This window comes from Clostridium fessum, assembly GCF_027698965.1.
GTDB classification, from domain to species: domain Bacteria; phylum Bacillota; class Clostridia; order Lachnospirales; family Lachnospiraceae; genus Otoolea; species Otoolea fessa.
On sequence record NZ_JAQEQF010000010.1, the window covers coordinates 1 to 17,127 of the forward strand.

13 protein-coding genes and 6 tRNA genes are annotated in these 17,127 nt (G+C 51.0%); 17 read left to right on the forward strand and 2 right to left on the reverse strand.

Going from position 1 to position 17,127, the window contains the following annotated elements; translation table 11 throughout:
• Positions 1–99: 99 nt before the first annotated feature.
• From PG862_RS12060 to PG862_RS12140, 17 genes are all read left to right on the forward strand, one after another.
• Positions 100–172: transfer RNA gene (locus PG862_RS12060), tRNA-Val, on the forward strand.
• An 18-nt stretch (positions 173–190) separates the two neighbouring features.
• Positions 191–263, forward strand: a tRNA-Thr gene (locus PG862_RS12065).
• 9 nt (positions 264–272) lie between these two features.
• A tRNA-Tyr gene (locus tag PG862_RS12070) sits at positions 273–354 on the forward strand.
• Between the two features lie 66 nt (positions 355–420).
• Positions 421–494, forward strand: a tRNA-Met gene (locus tag PG862_RS12075).
• Between the two features lie 196 nt (positions 495–690).
• A tRNA-Phe gene (locus PG862_RS12080) sits at positions 691–763 on the forward strand.
• A gap of 3 nt (positions 764–766) precedes the next feature.
• Positions 767–839: transfer RNA gene (locus PG862_RS12085), tRNA-Lys, on the forward strand.
• Between the two features lie 319 nt (positions 840–1,158).
• The gene (locus tag PG862_RS12090) at positions 1,159–2,280 is read left to right on the forward strand and encodes a ComEC/Rec2 family competence protein (RefSeq protein WP_270707536.1); all 1,122 of its coding nucleotides are present in this window, start codon (positions 1,159–1,161) and stop codon (positions 2,278–2,280) included.
• Positions 2,281–2,526: 246 nt separating this feature from the next.
• The gene (locus PG862_RS12095; RefSeq protein ID WP_270707539.1) at positions 2,527–4,080 is read left to right on the forward strand and encodes an aminotransferase class I/II-fold pyridoxal phosphate-dependent enzyme; all 1,554 of its coding nucleotides are present in this window, start codon (positions 2,527–2,529) and stop codon (positions 4,078–4,080) included.
• A gap of 98 nt (positions 4,081–4,178) precedes the next feature.
• Positions 4,179–4,796: a nucleoside/nucleotide kinase family protein gene (locus PG862_RS12100; RefSeq protein ID WP_117796591.1), complete on the forward strand. Its 618-nt coding sequence runs from the start codon at positions 4,179–4,181 to the stop codon at positions 4,794–4,796.
• A 260-nt stretch (positions 4,797–5,056) separates the two neighbouring features.
• Entirely contained in the window at positions 5,057–6,046 is a 990-nt protein-coding gene (holB, locus tag PG862_RS12105) for a DNA polymerase III subunit delta' (protein ID WP_117796592.1), read from the forward strand.
• A gap of 4 nt (positions 6,047–6,050) precedes the next feature.
• Positions 6,051–6,962 (forward strand): PSP1 domain-containing protein, encoded by a 912-nt coding sequence (locus PG862_RS12110; protein WP_022360400.1) that lies wholly within the window; start codon positions 6,051–6,053, stop codon positions 6,960–6,962.
• The gene (locus tag PG862_RS12115; protein ID WP_270707543.1) at positions 6,952–7,683 is read left to right on the forward strand and encodes a tRNA1(Val) (adenine(37)-N6)-methyltransferase; all 732 of its coding nucleotides are present in this window, start codon (positions 6,952–6,954) and stop codon (positions 7,681–7,683) included. Before PG862_RS12110 ends, PG862_RS12115 begins: the two co-directional genes overlap by 11 nt.
• Positions 7,684–7,698: 15 nt before the next feature.
• On the forward strand, positions 7,699–8,550 hold the full coding sequence (gene rsmI / locus PG862_RS12120; RefSeq protein ID WP_270707545.1) for a 16S rRNA (cytidine(1402)-2'-O)-methyltransferase: 852 nt from the start codon (positions 7,699–7,701) through the stop codon (positions 8,548–8,550).
• Between the two features lie 364 nt (positions 8,551–8,914).
• On the forward strand, positions 8,915–9,790 hold the full coding sequence (gene pdxS, locus PG862_RS12125) for a pyridoxal 5'-phosphate synthase lyase subunit PdxS (protein ID WP_107001769.1): 876 nt from the start codon (positions 8,915–8,917) through the stop codon (positions 9,788–9,790).
• A 1-nt stretch (position 9,791) separates the two neighbouring features.
• Complete coding sequence (gene pdxT / locus PG862_RS12130; protein WP_107001768.1) at positions 9,792–10,370, forward strand: pyridoxal 5'-phosphate synthase glutaminase subunit PdxT; 579 nt, start codon at positions 9,792–9,794, stop codon at positions 10,368–10,370.
• 556 nt (positions 10,371–10,926) lie between these two features.
• Positions 10,927–12,072 carry a trans-sulfuration enzyme family protein gene (locus PG862_RS12135; protein ID WP_022360405.1) on the forward strand — a complete coding sequence of 382 codons (1,146 nt, stop codon included), beginning with the start codon at positions 10,927–10,929 and terminating at the stop codon, positions 12,070–12,072.
• Positions 12,073–12,332: 260 nt separating this feature from the next.
• Entirely contained in the window at positions 12,333–13,505 is a 1,173-nt protein-coding gene (locus tag PG862_RS12140) for a MalY/PatB family protein (protein WP_107001767.1), read from the forward strand.
• 117 nt (positions 13,506–13,622) lie between these two features.
• Here PG862_RS12140 and glgB read toward each other — a convergent pair whose 3' ends face one another.
• Together glgB and PG862_RS12150 are read right to left on the reverse strand one after the other, a co-directional pair.
• The gene (gene glgB / locus PG862_RS12145) at positions 13,623–15,569 is read right to left on the reverse strand and encodes a 1,4-alpha-glucan branching protein GlgB (protein ID WP_270707547.1); all 1,947 of its coding nucleotides are present in this window, start codon (positions 15,567–15,569) and stop codon (positions 13,623–13,625) included.
• A gap of 4 nt (positions 15,570–15,573) precedes the next feature.
• Positions 15,574–17,118 (reverse strand): alpha-amylase family glycosyl hydrolase, encoded by a 1,545-nt coding sequence (locus tag PG862_RS12150; RefSeq protein ID WP_233430286.1) that lies wholly within the window; start codon positions 17,116–17,118, stop codon positions 15,574–15,576.
• Between the last annotated feature and the right edge of the window lie 9 nt (positions 17,119–17,127).

The window sequence follows — 17,127 nt, forward strand, 5'->3', positions numbered from 1 at the left end:
CACGGCGGAGGTCGTGGGTTCGAACCCCATCCGGGTCGTTTAGATACGACTATTTCAATTCTTTGAAAAATGAATATGGACTGGTGCAGTATCGTAGATGGGGTCTTAGCTCAGCTGGGAGAGCATCTGCCTTACAAGCAGAGGGTCACAGGTTCGAGCCCTGTAGGCCCCATTGTTACCAATGTTTTATGCCGATGTGGCTCAATTGGCAGAGCAGCTGATTTGTAATCAGCAGGTTATCGGTTCGAGTCCGATCATCGGCTTTTTAAAATGGATGGGTTCCCGAGTGGCCAAAGGGGGCAGACTGTAAATCTGTTGCGTCTCGCTTCGGTGGTTCGAATCCACCTCCATCCATTATTATTTTTACAATAATGGTTGTATTTTTCCAGAAATTGTATATAATAATAGAGTAAGAATTAGCGCGGGGTGGAGCAGTCTGGAAGCTCGTCGGGCTCATAACCCGAAGGTCGCAGGTTCAAATCCTGCCCCCGCAATTTTTTTATGCAATGAGAAGTGCACAGATAAAAATATAGAAGTTAAAAACATGCTTGCATGTTTTTTAACAGATATATTTTTAGATGTATACGGCGAATGCCGTAAGCGAAAAAACGAAGTTTTTGAGCTGAGCACTTCGGACTAAAAAAAGCGACAAGCAAACTTTTAATCCGCATAAAACCAAATAACCATTACGCCCAGATAGCTCAGTTGGTAGAGCAGAGGACTGAAAATCCTCGTGTCACTGGTTCGATTCCGGTTCTGGGCATATGGGGTATTAGCTCAGTCGGTAGAGCACTTGACTTTTAATCAAGTTGTCCGGGGTTCGAATCCCCGATGCCTCATGAAGATGAGAAGCCGTCACACTGGAGACAGTGTGGCGGTTTTTTGTGTAATAGGAAATTCCTTGGAATTTCCTATTACACAAAAAGGCACTAACGTGCCAATGATGCGCACTCGCGCGAAGAAGAAATAGGAAACTTCGTTTAACATTCATGTTAAGTAAAAAAGCCATTCAGACAGGAGTCTTTCTTGAATATATAATTTCTTGTTTTCGGATATGGCAGCTGTTATAATTGATTGAAAACAGAAGCAAATAGAAAACCAAAATGGAAGTAAGAATAGAAATAGGCAAATGCAGAAATTTTAAAATGGAGAAGAAAAATGGAGCCAAACAAGATGAAACAGAAACGCCGGAAATATTTATATGCAACGGCGGCGCTTGGCATGACGTTCCTTTTGAACTTGAGCGGATGCAGCCGCCGGTTTACGAACTATCCGGAGACAGCCGGAACGGTAGCAATCGTGGACAGTACAGAGCGGGAGGCTGTCCGAGATGAAAATGGAGAAAATCCAGATCAGCCGATTGATTTAGATAACCTGGGGGAACAGCAGTCGGCGGCAGAAATGGAAGCGTTAGCTGCGGCGGAGGCGGCGGAGCCGGGGGTGGAGGAGCCGTATCTGGACGGGGGAGAGCTTCGGCTTTTAGCGTGTGCGGATATCTGGCAGAACCTCTCCTGCGTCATGAAGACGAAGGAAGGCGCGGTGATCGTGGTAGACGGCGGTCGTGATGTCGATGCACCGCATTTGATTGAGGTTATTCAGGAGTTGGGCGGTCATGTGGATGCATGGCTTTTAACCCATCCGCACAGCGATCATGTGGGGGCGATCACGGAGATTTTAAACATGGATCCGATGCCGATCTCGATCGGTAAGGTGTATTATTCATTTCTGGATAAAGAATTTTTAGGTCAGGAGCAGGTTTCAAGACGGGATTCAGATTTGGAGTGTTATGATCGGATCACGGAAGCGATTGCGAAACTGCCGGAAGCAGAAAAATGCGGGACGCTTACGAAAGGGCAGAAGATTTCAGTGGCGGGCGCGGAGATCATAGTGATGAATGAGCCATTTGCCTGCACGGAAAATAGTTTTAATAACAGCTCGGTCGCGTACCGCGTGGAGATGGGCGGAAAACGGATCCTGTTTTTGGGCGATATGGGCTGGCAGGCAGGGGAAGATTTTCTTGCCAATCATACGCAGGAGGAACTGAAATCGGATGTGCTACAGATGGCGCACCATGGGCAGAGAGGCGTAGAAGAGGAGCTCTATCAGGAGATTTCACCGGAGGTCTGCTTATGGCCGACGCCGGACTGGCTCTGGGATAATGTGCAGGATGGCGTCGCGGGCGCTGGTTCGTATAAGACGCCGATTGTCCGTGGATGGATGGTAACATTAGGTGTGAAGAAAAATCTTTGTGTCAAGGATGGCGATCAGATATTACGGTAGCAAGTTTTTTATGACAGTTTTGCTTAATATTCTTCGTGTTCGTATATAATGGATTTGATGGTGAAGTTTTTCAAATTTGTTCATTTATAGAAGAAATATTTGATTAAGTAGCATTTGAAAGTTTGAAAGAAAATTTCAAAAAGCTGATTTCAGGAAAATGGAACAATCCTGAGATGTGGTGCGGCGGATAGAAATAAAAAATAAGACATGAACGAAAAAAGAGAGAAACAGAAGGAAGAAGAAAAAGTGAATAAAGACAGGAAAATGCGGTCGGAAACAATCATCCTACGTCCAGAAGTGCCGCTTTTAGAACGTTTATCCACCTATGCGGCGTCGGATGCCTACCCGTTCCACATGCCGGGCCACAAACGCCAGGTGAAAATGGGGATAACTTCCGTTCCGAATCCATTTTCGGTGGATATCACGGAGATTGATGGATTTGACAACCTGCATCATGCGGAAGATATTTTGAAAGAGTCGATGAAATCGGCGGCTGCGGTGTACGGAGCAGACCGGAGCTGGTATCTGGTAAATGGCAGTACGTGCGGGATTCTGGCAGCGATCGCGGCGGCGGTGAAGCCGGGGGAGAAAATCCTCATGGCTCGAAATTCCCACAAATCGGCGTATCACGCGGTGGTTTTAAACCAGCTGGAACCGGTATATTTATATCCGGAGGAGGTGCCGAAGTTTCAGATTCCGGGAGGGATCGAGCCAGAGCAGGTGGAACGGGCACTTTTGGAGCATCCAGAGATCCGGGCGGTGTTTGTGACTTCCCCGACCTATGAGGGGATCGTGTCGGATATCCAGGGGATTGCAGCGACGGCGCACCGGCATGGAGCGGCGCTGATTGTGGATGAGGCGCACGGCGCGCACCTGCCGTTTGGGGATGGGAACTATTTCCCGGATGGGGCGTTACAGGAGGGGGCGGACCTGGTGATCCAGAGTCTTCACAAAACGCTTCCATCCTTGACACAGACGGCGATTCTGCATCTGAAAAGCCAGATTCTGGATGCGAAGAAGGTGGAACAGTATTTATCGGTTTACCAGAGTTCCAGCCCGTCGTATATTCTGATTGCATCGATGGAGAACTGCGTCCGGTATATGGCAGAAAAAGGAGCCGGGGAGATGGCGCGGTATGGCGCGCGATTGCGGGAACTCCGGGAAAAATTGGCGAAGCTAAAACATTTCCGGCTTCTGAAAGAGGAAATCTGTGGTGCGGCAGGTGTGTATGGATATGATCCGTCAAAACTGGTGCTATTTCCAGATTTTATGACGGGAACCAGACTGGCAGAGGTTTTGCGGACAGAGTATCATCTGGAGGCGGAGATGTCGAGCGGGCGGTATGTGCTTCTGATGACTTCGTTTATGGATACGGAGGAAGGATTTTCGCGTCTGGAGCGGGCACTTTTGGAGCTGGATGCGCGGGTGGAAAAGCTGGAGGCGGAAAGTGTTGGGCTGAAAGATGCAAAACAAGGCAGGCAGGAACCGTTTTCGGAAGAACAATTGAATCGGAAACCGAACCAAGAAAATGATTCAGAAAACTATCCGCAGCAGATGTGTCTCCCCTGGCAGGCATGGCATGGGGATGGCATGCTGGTGCCGCTTGAGGAGGCGGAAGGAAGGGTGGCGCGGACCTGCGTTACCATTTATCCGCCGGGGGTACCGATGCTGATGCCGGGAGAGCGGATTGGAACAAGGGAGATCGCGCGGATCCGTGAGGATTGGAAGCTGGGACTTACGGTGGAAGGAGTTTGTGAAAAATCAGACAAATTGAATTTGTGGATAGAGGTTGTTATTTAGTAGGTTCGCACATTTGCCATAAGAAACAGAGAAAAATCGGATTTATATATACGATGGAATGCGTGTGAAAATACTGGCTGGAAAGGCATAATAGGAAGATGGGACATATATTTTACGTGATGGGAAAGAGCGCGTCCGGGAAGGACACGATCTATAAGATATTGAGAGAGCGGCTGCCGCAGATCCGGACGGTGGTGCCGTATACGACCAGACCGATCCGGGCAGGCGAGCGGGACGGTGTGGAGTATTATTTTGTGACCGGAAAAAGGCTTGCGGATTTGGAGAAACAGGGAAAGATCATTGAAAAGAGAACCTACCAGACTGTTTATGGACCGTGGAGTTATGCAACGGTGGACGATGGGCAGATCGATCTGGGATCGCATGATTATTTCATGATCGGGACGCTGGAATCGTATGAGGGAACGCGGAATTATTTCGGTGCGGATGTGCTGGTGCCGCTTTACATTGAGGTGGAGGACGGTGAACGCCTTCAGCGTGCGCTTGACCGGGAACGGCAGCAGACAGAGCCAAAGTATGCGGAGCTGTGCCGCCGTTTCCTGGCGGATGAGGCAGATTTCAGTGCCGAAAATATGGAAAAATGTGGGATCCGGGCGGAAAACCGGTTTGAAAACCGCGAGCTGGAAGCGTGTGTGGATACGTTGGTAAGGGAAATTCGGGCTCAGGGATTGGCACTTTTGGAACCGAAAGTGCCGTAAGAAAACGTGGTGGCAGCAGGAATTTGCCGTATTTAAATGCGAAGCCACGGCAAATTCCGTTACTGGGCACGTATGCGTGAACAGTAACAAATTCGGAATTTCATCGTACTAGGCAGAGGTTAAATCTTGTGTTATACTAAGATGATAGAGATTTACAAATAATAAAAGAAGGGCATGATAGAAGGGATCCCAACCGATCCATACGATTGAAACGATTTTAGAATTAAAATCCAGAGTCCAGCCCTGAAAGGAGCATCAAGATGGCAGGTTTTCACGATATTATTGGACATGAGAAGATAAAAGAGCACCTTCAGAAGGCGATCGGGTATCAGAGAGTTTCACATGCTTACATATTGTCGGGCGAGGAAGGAATGGGACGCAAGACGATCGCGAAGGCATTTGCCATGACGCTTTTGTGCGAGAAACATGGGACGGAGCCGTGCATGGAATGCCATTCCTGTAAGCAGTTTTTGTCGGGCAACCATCCGGATGTGATCTGGGTGACACATGAGAAACCGGCGAGCATTGGTGTCGATGATGTCCGGATTCAGATCAATGATACGGTTTCGATCCGCCCGTACAGCAGTCCATATAAGATATATCTGGTCGATGAGGCGGAGAAAATGACGGTGCAGGCGCAGAACGCTCTTTTAAAGACGATTGAGGAGCCGCCGGCCTATGCGGTGCTGGTGCTTATCACGACGAACCCGGAGGTATTTCTGCCGACGATCCTGTCCCGCTGTATCCAGTTGAAACTTCGTCCGCTCAAGGATTCGGTGGTAAGCGATTACCTGACGGAGAAAATGGGCGTTTCGGATGGTCAGGCAGATATTTATGCGGCGTTTGCGAGAGGAAATTTAGGAAAAGCGATTCATCTCGCCTCTTCGGAGGAGTTTGCACTTTTGTACCGAGAGGTGCTGACGCTGCTTAAAAATATCAAGGACATGGATATTCCGATGCTTCTGGATTATATCCGCAAGCTGCAGGAGGACAATCTGGATCTGTATGAGTGCCTGGATTTCATGCAGCTCTGGTACAGGGATATTCTGATGTTTAAGGTCACAAAGGACATGAATTCGCTGATCTTTAAGGAGGAGTATTCAGCGGTCAGCAGTTGCTGCCAGAAGAGTTCCTATGAGGGGCTGGAAGAGATATTGAGTGCGATTGAAAAGGCAAAAGTCCGGCTGAATGCTAACGTCAACACCGATTTGGCGCTGGAGCTGATGCTTTTGACGATGAAGGAGAATTAAATTTATGATAAAGGTAATCGGAGTCCGGTTCCGCAAGGCCGGAAAGGTATATTACTTCGATCCGGCGCAGATGGAAATCAAGATGGGCGACCATGTGATCGTGGAGACCGCCCGCGGAATCGAGTTCGGAGAGGTGGTTCTTGGCGTCCGCGAGGTGGATGAGAAGAAGGTGATCCAGCCGCTGAAATCGGTCATTCGTATGGCGACGAAGAATGACGAGGAGCTGGAACGGAAGAATAAAGAAAAAGAGCATGAGGCATTCCAGATCTGTCAGGAAAAGATCCGCAAGCATGAATTGCAGATGAAGCTGATCGATGCAGAATACACCTTTGATAACAATAAGCTGCTGTTTTATTTTACGGCGGATGGAAGAATCGATTTCCGTGAGCTTGTCAAGGATCTGGCGGCGGTCTTTAAGACGCGGATCGAGCTGCGCCAGATTGGCGTCCGGGATGAGACGAAGATTTTGGGTGGCGTCGGTATCTGTGGTCGTCCGCTCTGTTGTCATTCATATTTATCGGAGTTTATTCCGGTTTCAATTAAGATGGCAAAAGAGCAGAACCTGTCCTTAAATCCGACGAAGATTTCGGGTGTGTGCGGTCGTCTGATGTGCTGCCTGAAATACGAGGAAGAGACGTATGAGGATCTGAACAGCCATCTGCCGAGTGTCGGCGATTACGTCACAACGGATGACGGGCTGAAAGGCGAGGTTCACAGCGTCAGCGTCCTGCGCCAGCAGGTAAAGGTGGTTGTGACGGTAGGACGGGATGAGAAGGAGATCCGTGATTACCGTGTGGATCAGCTCAAGTTTAAGCCGAAGCGCCGCCGTGACAGGGGAAATGTCAACGATGCGGAGCTGAAAGCGCTGGAGGCACTGGAGAAAAAGGAAGGAAAGTCGAAGCTGGATGATAATTAAAGAGGGCGAGCGGATCGATGAACTGCAGCGGAACGGATACCGGATCATCCAGAAGACGAACGGGTTCTGTTTTGGCATGGACGCGGTGCTTTTGTCCGGGTTTGCATCGGTGAAGCCGGGCGAGAAAGCGCTTGATCTGGGAACGGGAACCGGTATTATCCCGATTCTTCTGGAGGCAAAGACGGAAGGAAGCCATTTTACAGGTCTGGAGATCCAGGCGGAGATGGCGGAGATGGCATCCCGGAGTGTGGCGCTCAACAGGCTGGAAGAGAAGGTTTCGATCGTGCAGGGCGATATCAAGGAGGTTCCGACGCTGTTTGAGAAGGCATCTTTTGATGTGGTAACGACGAACCCGCCGTACATGAACGACAGCCACGGGCTGAAAAATCCCGATCTTCCCAAGGCGATTGCCCGCCATGAGGTTCTCTGCAATCTGGAGGATGTCGTGCGCGCGGCGGCTTCGGCACTTCGTCCCGGCGGACGACTCTATATGGTGCACCGTCCGAGACGGCTCATTGAGATTCTGATGGCGATGAAAAGTCAGAAATTGGAGCCGAAGCGGATGAAATTTGTCCATCCGTTTGCAGATAAAGAGGCAAATATGGTTCTCATCGAGGCGGTGCGCGGCGGCGGCACGCTGATGACAGTGGAAAAGCCGATCATTGTGTACAAAGAGCCGGGCGTGTATACGGATGAGATTTATGATATTTACGGGTATTAATGGAATAGGAGAACGATGGAAGGAACATTATATTTGTGTGCCACGCCGATCGGCAACCTGGATGACATCACATTCCGGGTGCTGGAGACGTTAAAGCAGGTGGATCTGATTGCGGCGGAGGACACGCGGCACAGTATTAAGCTTCTGAATCATTTTGATATTCATACACCGATGACGAGCTACCATGAGTACAATAAGGTCGAGAAGGCGCGTGTGCTGGTGGAGAAGCTGAAATCGGGCATGAATATTGCCTGCATCACGGACGCCGGGACGCCGGGTATTTCGGATCCGGGCGAGGAGCTGGTGCGCCAGTGCTGCGAGGCGGGAATTAAAGTAACCGCGCTTCCGGGAGCGGTGGCGTGTGTTACGGCGCTGATTATTTCGGGACTTCCGACGAGACGGTTCTGTTTTGAGGCATTTCTTCCGACGGACAAGAAGGAGCACCAGCGGGTGCTTGCAGAGCTTCAGAATGAGACGCGCACGATTGTGCTTTACGAGGCGCCGCACCACCTTCTGCGGACGCTCACGGAACTTTACGAGGCGCTGGGGGATAGAAAGGCGTCTATCTGCCGGGAGCTGACGAAGAAATACGAGACGGCATTCCGGACGACGCTTTCGCAGGCGGTGGCGTATTATACGGAAAATGAGCCGAAGGGCGAGTGCGTGATCGTCATCGAGGGCAAATCCGTCCAGGAGATCAAGGCGGAGGATCAGGCGCGCTGGCAGCAGATGTCCCTGGAAGAGCATATGGAACATTATGAATCACAGGGAAACAGCCGCAAGGAAGCGATGAAGCTGGTGGCGAAGGACCGCGGGGTTTCGAAGCGGGATGTGTACCAGACGTTGCTGGAGGCGGAAGAGGCGTAGACACAAACGGAAAGCTGAAAAATGGGTAAGTGGAGTGGCGTTGGTGGAATGCCGGGGCGCTCCGGTTTGTGCAGATAAAAGAAAAATAGAATAAGATTTGAGAAAAGAACAAACTGTACTGATTAAAATGTTTAAAAGTGTATATTTTAATCAGTACAGTTTTTGCTATAATTCCTACTAAGTTGATGCGGAAATGAATGTAAAAATACAGAATGTCAGTGAATTGTTTTTCGCAAGGCAGAATAGAAAGGCAGAAGAGGCGCTTGCCTGTGAATGATTCAGTGGATTCGGGTATTGATTGCAAGGATCGTAAGGACGCTTGGCTTACAAAGAAAAATCATATTCAACCACGGGAGGAATAAAAATGGCAGAGAATCGTTATGAACTGAATAAACAGCTGGCACAGATGTTAAAGGGCGGCGTTATCATGGATGTCACAACCCCGGAGCAGGCGAAGATCGCGGAGGCGGCAGGCGCGTGTGCGGTTATGGCGCTGGAGCGGATTCCGGCGGATATCCGGGCAGCGGGCGGTGTGTCCCGTATGAGTGACCCGAAGATGATTCGCGGCATTCAGGAGGCAGTTTCGATTCCGGTTATGGCGAAGTGCCGGATCGGTCATTTTGTGGAGGCGCAGATTCTGGAAGCGATCGAGATTGATTATATCGATGAGAGCGAGGTATTATCTCCGGCGGATGATGTGTACCATATTGACAAGACACAGTTCAAGGTTCCGTTTGTCTGCGGTGCGAGAGACCTGGGAGAGGCGCTGCGCCGGATCGAGGAAGGTGCTTCGATGATCCGTACCAAGGGCGAGCCGGGAACGGGCGATGTCGTACAGGCAGTCCGCCATATGCGTGCGATGAATTCGGAGATCCGCCGGGTTCAGAACCTGCGTGAGGATGAGCTTTATGAGGCAGCAAAACAGTTAAAAGTTCCGGTTCATCTGCTCCGCTATGTACATGACAATGGACGTCTCCCGGTTGTCAATTTCGCGGCAGGCGGCGTGGCTACCCCGGCGGATGCGGCTCTGATGATGCAGCTGGGCGCAGAGGGAGTCTTTGTTGGCTCTGGTATCTTCAAGTCAGGCAATCCGGAGAAACGTGCGTCGGCGATCGTGCAGGCAGTAACGAACTACAAGGATGCAAAATTACTTGCTGCGATTTCTGAGGATCTGGGCGAGGCGATGGTTGGTATCAATGAGAATGAGATTGCGATTTTGATGGCAGAGCGGGGACAGTAAGATGGAGAAAAAACAGATAGGCGTGCTGGCGGTGCAGGGCGCGTTTGCCGAACACATTGCCATGGTACGGAGACTGGGCGCAGAGGCGTTTGAGATCCGGCAGCTTCCGGATCTGGAGCGGCCGATGGACGGACTGATTCTGCCGGGCGGCGAGAGTACCGCGATGCGTAAGCTTCTGGATGAGCTGGGGCTTTATGAGCCGCTTCGGGCAAAGATTGCGGCAGGGCTTCCGGTGTATGGAACGTGCGCGGGGCTTTTGCTTCTGGCCAAGGAGATCGAGGGCGGAACGCCGTGCTTTGCGACGATGGATGTGTCGGCGGTGCGGAATGCCTACGGACGTCAGCTTGGAAGTTTTTACACGGAGGCTGAATTTGCCGGTCTGGGGACGATTCCGATGACTTTTATCCGCGCGCCGTACATCGCTTCGGTTCAGAAAAATGTTAAGGTGCTGGCGACAGTGGACGAAAAGATAGTCGCAGCCAGACAGGGAAACCAGTTTGCGACGGCATTTCATCCGGAATTGAATGAGGATGTGACGGTGCACCGGTATTTTCTAGAAGAAGTCTGCAAAGGAAATTAAGAGTGTAATTTGGTAGAAATTAGCGTGTGGTTGATGAAAAGTGAAACCTATTGGTAAGGGGAGCGAGAACTGCAGCCATTTAAAGCGGTCAGAATGGATGATATATTTCTGAAATGTGGGAAGATGTCATTGATTCTGACCGTTTTTTTATCTCAGTCGAGAAGACTCCCACCTCTTCAGGTGGTGAGTAATAGCAAATTTGTCTCAGTGGGAGTCCATTCTCCGACTGAGATAAACGCTCCTCGAGGATGCGCAGTGATTCTGTAAAGAATATGTCAGCTTCGCTGACCAGAATCACGCGCCAAGTCTCACGGACGTTCGACTTGAATTGTTTGGAAGGTGCGTTCTGTGAAAAAACAAAAAATGTACCTTGATAGGTTTTTGCGCTGAGGAAGGAAAACGCCCGGGAAAATGGCGGACTGCATGGAATTCCTATTGACAAAGTAGGAATTTCGCATTACAATCACTGATAAACCAATTAAAACAATATGAAATAAGAAAATTATATAAAAAACGAATTTGCTGATATAGCAAATAGACACAGGAGGATGACATCGTGGCTTATCAGATAGAGACAACTTGTATTTGCGGAGATCCGGAAACTTCTAAAAACCATTCTTTTGGCGCTGTTTCAGTGCCGATTTACCAGACGGCGACTTTTGCCCACCCGGGTATTGGGGAATCAACCGGTCATAATTATACGCGTGAGAGCAACCCGACCAGAGACGAGCTGGAAAAGACTGTTTCGGCGCTGGAAGGAGCGGTTGATACCGTTGCCTGCACATCCGGTATGGCGGCGATCTCGCTGATGATGGAGCTGTTTGACAGTGGTAGCCATTTTGTATGTACCGAGGATCTGTATGGCGGTTCCGTCCGTATTTTTGAGGCACTGGAAAAGAAGCGCGGTTTTTCATTTTCCTATATAAATACAGCCGATGTGGAGGCGGTTGAGAAGGCGATCACGGATCAGACGAAGGCACTCTACATCGAGACACCGAGCAACCCGACGATGCAGGTGACCGATCTGGCGGAAATGAGCCGTCTGGCGACGAAGCACGGACTGCTTCTGATCGTGGACAATACCTTCCTGTCCCCGTATCTGCAGAATCCGATCGCCCAGGGCGCGGATCTGGTTGTCCACAGTGGCACGAAGTTTTTAGGCGGTCACAATGATACGCTGGCTGGATTTTTATGTACGCCGATCAAGGCGCTGGCAGAGCAGATTCGATATCTGTTCAAGACGATCGGAAGCGGACTTTCTCCGTTTGATTCTTTCTTAGTCCTGCGCGGCATCAAGACTCTGTCAGTGCGTGTGGAACGGCAGCAGGAGAATGCGATGAAGATCGCGAGCTGGCTGAAAGAGCAGAAAAAAGTAACGGATGTCTACTATGTAGGACTTCCGGAGCATCCGGGTTATGAGATCAACCAAAAACAGAGCCGCGGCGCGGGCAGCATGATTTCGTTCCGCACTGATACAGAGGAGACAGCGAGAAAGGTGCTGGAGCGCGTGAAGCTTATTTCCTATGCGGAGAGTCTGGGCGGCGTGGAGTCCCTGATTACCTATCCGATGCTGCAGACACACGGCGATGTGCCGGTTGAGATCCGGGAACGTCTTGGAATTACGGAGACATTTTTACGTCTGTCTGTCGGTATTGAAAATGTGGATGATCTGATTGCGGATCTGGAGCAGGCGTTAGCGTAAAAAGAGGGTAACTGTTCAGTAGGTCTGCGCATTTACTGCGCTGATCGTACGAAAACATGGGCCAGCAGGCAAAAATCCCATTGCCGTAGGCAATTTTTAATGGATTTTTGCGCGTGACTGTGAAGGTACTGAACAGTTACAAAAGAGGATAGATATGTTTGGTATCGGTTTTGCATGGGCAGTGGGATATGGGCATGGATGACAGGATGCCAGAGTGAAAACCGTTCATTGACAGGAACGATGGATTGGGAGGAAAATGCATGAAATACGATTTTGACAAAGTGGTGGACCGGCATGGTACCAACTGTTTAAAATATGATTTTGCCATCGAGCGAGGAAAACCAGCGGATATTTTACCGCTTTGGGTGGCTGATATGGATTTTCAGACGGCTCCGGCGATTTTAGAGCGGCTGGAAGAGACAGTAAAACATGGTATTTTCGGCTACAGTGATGGAAAAGAGGGCTATTTTGCGGCAGTCCAGAACTGGTACCGGGAGCGCTTTGGCTGGGAGACGAAACCGGAGTGGCTGGTGAAGACACCGGGCGTTGTATTCGCGCTGGCGGCGGCTGTCCGGGCGTATACAAAGGAAGGTGACGGCGTACTGCTTCAGCAGCCGGTGTACTATCCGTTTTCGGAAGTAATTACGGACAATGGGCGTAAGGTTGTCAACAGCCCGCTGAAAATCACGGATGGCTATTACACGATGGATTTTGACGACCTGGAAACGAAGATCGTCGAAAATAAGGTAAAATTGTTCCTGCTTTGCAGTCCGCACAACCCGGTCGGACGTGTCTGGAGCGAGGAAGAACTGCGCCGGGTTGGCGAGATTTGCCTGCGTCACGGTGTGCTCGTGGTCAGCGATGAGATCCACAGTGATTTTACCCGCGAGGGACATCCACACACAGTATTTGCGAAGCTGGGTGCAGAGTTTGAGCAGAACTGCCTGATCTGCACGGCACCATCCAAGACGTTCAATCTGGCGGGACTGCAGATTTCCAATATCTTTGTGCCGAACCCAGAGCTTCGGAAGAAACTCTTAAAGGAGATCGCGGCGGCAGGCTACAGCCAGGTCGGTCTGATGGGACTGGTAGCATGCCAGGCGGCGTATGAAGAGGGAGCGGAGTGGCTTGCACAGCTAAAAGCGTATCTGGAGGAGAACCGGAAGTTTGTGAAGGCGTATCTGGAAGAGCATCTGCCGGAAATCCGTCTGATCGAGCCGGAGGGAACCTACCTTCTGTGGCTGGATTTTAAGGCGCTTCATTTGAATGAAAAAGAGCTGGAACATCTGATCGTGGACAAGGCACATCTGTGGCTGGACAGCGGCGCGATGTTCGGACCGGACGGCGAGGGCTTCGAGCGGATCAATATCGCATGCCCGCGGGCGACGGTGGAGAAAGCGCTGAAGCAGCTGGAAGCGGCGATCCGCGGATAAAATTGATTGGGTCACGAATCAGAACCCGTATAAATAAAACCTGCCGCAGGCAGACTGTATCCCCCCATATAAACAGTCTGTCTGCGGCAGGTTTTTTGACTTCATAGGAACATTATTTTATGAGAACCGGAACACCGCAGTTCCATACGCCGGAAGCGGGTACGCGAAGGAGTATGGCTGTCCGTCACATTCGCTCTTGATGGAGCGGTAATGGCTGATCTTATCGCCGCGCTTGTAGTAGCCGTGTTCCTGGTCAAGCAGCAGCGTGTAGGTGCCGCGTTTCGGAACACCGATGCGGTAATCGTCGCGGTCTACCGGGGTGAAGTTGCAGATGAAGAGAAGATTCTTTTTCTGTGTTTCATCGCGGCGGATAAAGCTGAAAATACTGCGGTCTCCGTCGTTGGCGTTGATCCACTGGAAGCCGTCATACTCCTCGTCCAGGCGGTAGAGCGCCGGATATTTGTGGTAGAGCGTCAAAAGCCCTTTCACATAATTCTGGAGGTCGGCATGGAACGGCTCTTTCGTAAGGTACCAGTCGAGGGAGACTTTTTCATCCCATTCATGGAACTGACCGAAATCCTGTCCCATGAAGAGAAGTTTCTTGCCCGGATGTCCGAGCATGAAAGTGTAGCCGACTTTCAGGTTGGCAAATTTATCCTCGTATTCGCCCGGCATTTTGTTGATCATCGAGCATTTGAGGTGGACGACCTCGTCGTGCGAGAGCACCAGAATGAAGTTTTCGCTGGTGCAGTAGGTGATGCCGAAGGTCATTTTGTTGTGGTTAAATTTACGGAAATACGGGTCGAGCTTCATGTATTCGAGGAAGTCATGCATCCAGCCCATATTCCATTTGAAGGTAAATCCAAGACCGTCCTCCTCCGGGCTCTTGGTAACGTTCGGCCAGGCGGTGGATTCCTCGGCAATGATGATGGCGCCGTCTTTCCGGCCGCGGATCACGCTGTTTAAATGTTTGAAAAACTCGATGGCTTCGAGGTTTTTGTTGTCGCCATATTTATTTGGTACCCACTGTCCGTCCTGGCGCCCATAGTCTAAGTAAAGCATGGAAGCGACGGCGTCCACGCGCAGACCGTCGATGTGGTATTCATCGAGCCAGTAGAGCGCGTTGGCGATCAGAAAATTGGATACCTCGTTTTTGGCATAATCAAAGACCTTGGTACCCCAGTCCGGGTGCTCGCCTTTGCGCGGGTCGGCATACTCATAGAGCGCCTGTCCGTCGAAATCGGCAAGTCCATGTGCATCCTTCGGAAAATGCGCCGGAACCCAGTCTAGGATGACACCGATGCCTTTTTTATGTAAGTAATTGACGAAATACATAAATTCCGTCGGGGTTCCGTAGCGGGAGGTCGGGGCAAAATAGCCGGTTACCTGATATCCCCAGGAGCCGTCATACGGATGTTCGGCGATTCCCATGAGCTCTACATGGGTGTAGCCCATTTCCAGGACATAGTCAGCCAGCTCATGCGCGGCTTCCATGTAAGTGTAATAACCGTCCTTTTCCGGGCGGTTTTTCTTTTTCCAGGATCCTAAGTGAACCTCGTAGATAGAGATTGGCGCCTTGACCGGATCGGTGCCCGCGCGCGATTCCATCCATTTGGAATCGTTCCATTTGAAGCCGCGGATATCGGCGGTCACGGAAGCGGTTCCAGGACGGTATTCTGCCGAAAATGCATATGGATCTGCCTTAAATAAAATCGTTCCTGTGTGCGTGGTGATGGCGAATTTGTAGAGCTGTCCCACGCCAAGTCCCGGTACGAAGAGCTCGTAAATGCCGCTGTCTGCGACCGGCTTCATCGGGGTTGCATCCGGATTCCAGGCGTTGAAGTCGCCGACCAGGCTGACGGCGGCTGCGTGCGGCGCCCAGACCGCGAAATAGTAGCCGTCCTGTCCGCGATATGTATAAGGGTGTGCGCCCAGCTTGTGGTAGAGCTGGTAGTGGCGGCCTTCTCCGAAGAGATACCGGTCAAGCTCGCCGATCACGCCGAGTCCTTCTGTCTTTGGTTTTTTCGATGTGGTTCGTTTAGTAGTGGAAGCTGCTTTTTTCATAAGGTTACCCCTCCGTGATTCCGAGAATAACAGCGCTGTTACCCTCTAATTCTATCTGAATTTTGTTTGTATTCTTATCGATCAAAAACGATTTTCCGGTAATCAGATCCGTAGCTTGTTCCGCTGTCGTGTGGAATGGAAGTGGAACTTGTAAATAAGCGGCGTTGTCATCGTTGTTGGCAGCGGTAAGGATCGCCTGGTGGTCACCGTGTCTGGCAAATGCGTACTGCCGGTTTGTCAGCAGAAGTTCCTGATAACGCCCACCGTGAAGCGCCGGTTCGGCGGCGTGGATGGCGGCGAGTTTCTGGATCAGAAGTGTAAGCGGTGTCACGGTGCCTGCGCTGGTATCTGTGTTTGAGCCTGTGGTGCTTGAAGTGGTCTGGCAGCAGGTGTTTGCGCCTGCGTGTATGTTTGGGCCTGTGGCGCTCGAAAAGCTCTGGCAGTTGCCATCTGTGCGGATGCCGGTGTTTTGTCCGTCGCTGGTCTGCATTTCTTCTGCAAGCGGTCTCGGCGGCAGGATTCTCGGACGGAGTTCCGTATCAGAGTTGTGTCCGCGGCGTCCCTGAATGCCCCATTCACTTCCATAATAGATGGACGGAATGCCCGGAAGAGTGAACAGCAGCGTGTAAAGCGGCGCAAGATGTGCCGGATTTAACAGTTTGCTTGCGATCCGGTCTTCGTCGTGGTTGTCCACAAAGGTGTAGAGATCCCGCCCCACCGCTTCGAGGCGGCGGACATTGTGTGCCAGTTCGAAATAATTGTGGTCGTTGTGCGCGGAATAGATACTTTTGTGCATCTCGTAGTTGGTGACGGAATGAAGCATCTGCGGATTGACCCAGCGGGCGTATTCGCCGTGGATGACTTCGCCCATCAGCCAGAATTCCGGCTTGATTTCATTTGCCAGCCGGCGCAGTTCCTGCATAAATTCAAAGGAAAGATCGCCCGCGCAGTCGAGGCGGATACCGTCGATGTCAAATTCCTGCACCCAGAAACGGACAGTGTCAAGCAGATAGTTCCGCACTTCCGGGTTTCGGTGGTTTAAGCAGGGAAGCTCCCAGATGCCGTGCCAGGATTCATAGCCGAAGGAATCGCCCAGCGGGCTGCCCCAGCCGAAATTGACGTTCCTGTACCATCCGGCGTAAGGGGACTGGTCACGGTGCGCCTGCAGGTCGCGGAAGGCGAAAAATTCGCGACCGGTGTGGTTGAACACGCCGTCCACGACGACGCGGATGCCATGCTCATGGCAGCAGTCCACGAAAGATCGGAACGAAACGTTGGTTCCCAGCCGCCGGTCGATGAGCCGGAAATCGCGGGTATCATAGCCGTGCGTGGATGATTCAAACAGCGGTCCGATGTAAATCGCGGAAATATGCAGGCTCTCTAAATAGGGAATCCACTGCATCAGTTCGTCCATGCGGGAATCGGAGGAAACGTCCCTGGTGCCATCCGCTGTCCCATCGGAGACAGGATAGGGATTGGCAAACGGTGCTCCGGTCATTCCCAGAGGATACATATGGTAAAAGATAGCTTTGTCGTACCAGGCTGTCATGAGAAAGGT

What these genes read in the sequence shown, in the direction of transcription:
- PG862_RS12090 (WP_270707536.1), top strand. Translation starts at nt 1,159, where the DNA reads ATGGAGCCAAACAAGATGAAACAGAAACGCCGGAAATATTTATATGCA.
- PG862_RS12100 (WP_117796591.1), top strand. Translation starts at nt 4,179, where the DNA reads ATGGGACATATATTTTACGTGATGGGAAAGAGCGCGTCCGGGAAGGAC.
- holB (WP_117796592.1), top strand. Translation starts at nt 5,057, where the DNA reads ATGGCAGGTTTTCACGATATTATTGGACATGAGAAGATAAAAGAGCAC.
- PG862_RS12110 (WP_022360400.1), top strand. Translation starts at nt 6,051, where the DNA reads ATGATAAAGGTAATCGGAGTCCGGTTCCGCAAGGCCGGAAAGGTATAT.
- PG862_RS12115 (WP_270707543.1), top strand. Translation starts at nt 6,952, where the DNA reads ATGATAATTAAAGAGGGCGAGCGGATCGATGAACTGCAGCGGAACGGA.
- rsmI (WP_270707545.1), top strand. Translation starts at nt 7,699, where the DNA reads ATGGAAGGAACATTATATTTGTGTGCCACGCCGATCGGCAACCTGGAT.
- pdxS (WP_107001769.1), top strand. Translation starts at nt 8,915, where the DNA reads ATGGCAGAGAATCGTTATGAACTGAATAAACAGCTGGCACAGATGTTA.
- pdxT (WP_107001768.1), top strand. Translation starts at nt 9,792, where the DNA reads ATGGAGAAAAAACAGATAGGCGTGCTGGCGGTGCAGGGCGCGTTTGCC.
- PG862_RS12140 (WP_107001767.1), top strand. Translation starts at nt 12,333, where the DNA reads ATGAAATACGATTTTGACAAAGTGGTGGACCGGCATGGTACCAACTGT.
- glgB (WP_270707547.1), bottom strand. Translation starts at nt 15,569, where the DNA reads ATGAAAAAAGCAGCTTCCACTACTAAACGAACCACATCGAAAAAACCA.
- PG862_RS12150 (WP_233430286.1), bottom strand. Translation starts at nt 17,118, where the DNA reads ATGACAGCCTGGTACGACAAAGCTATCTTTTACCATATGTATCCTCTG.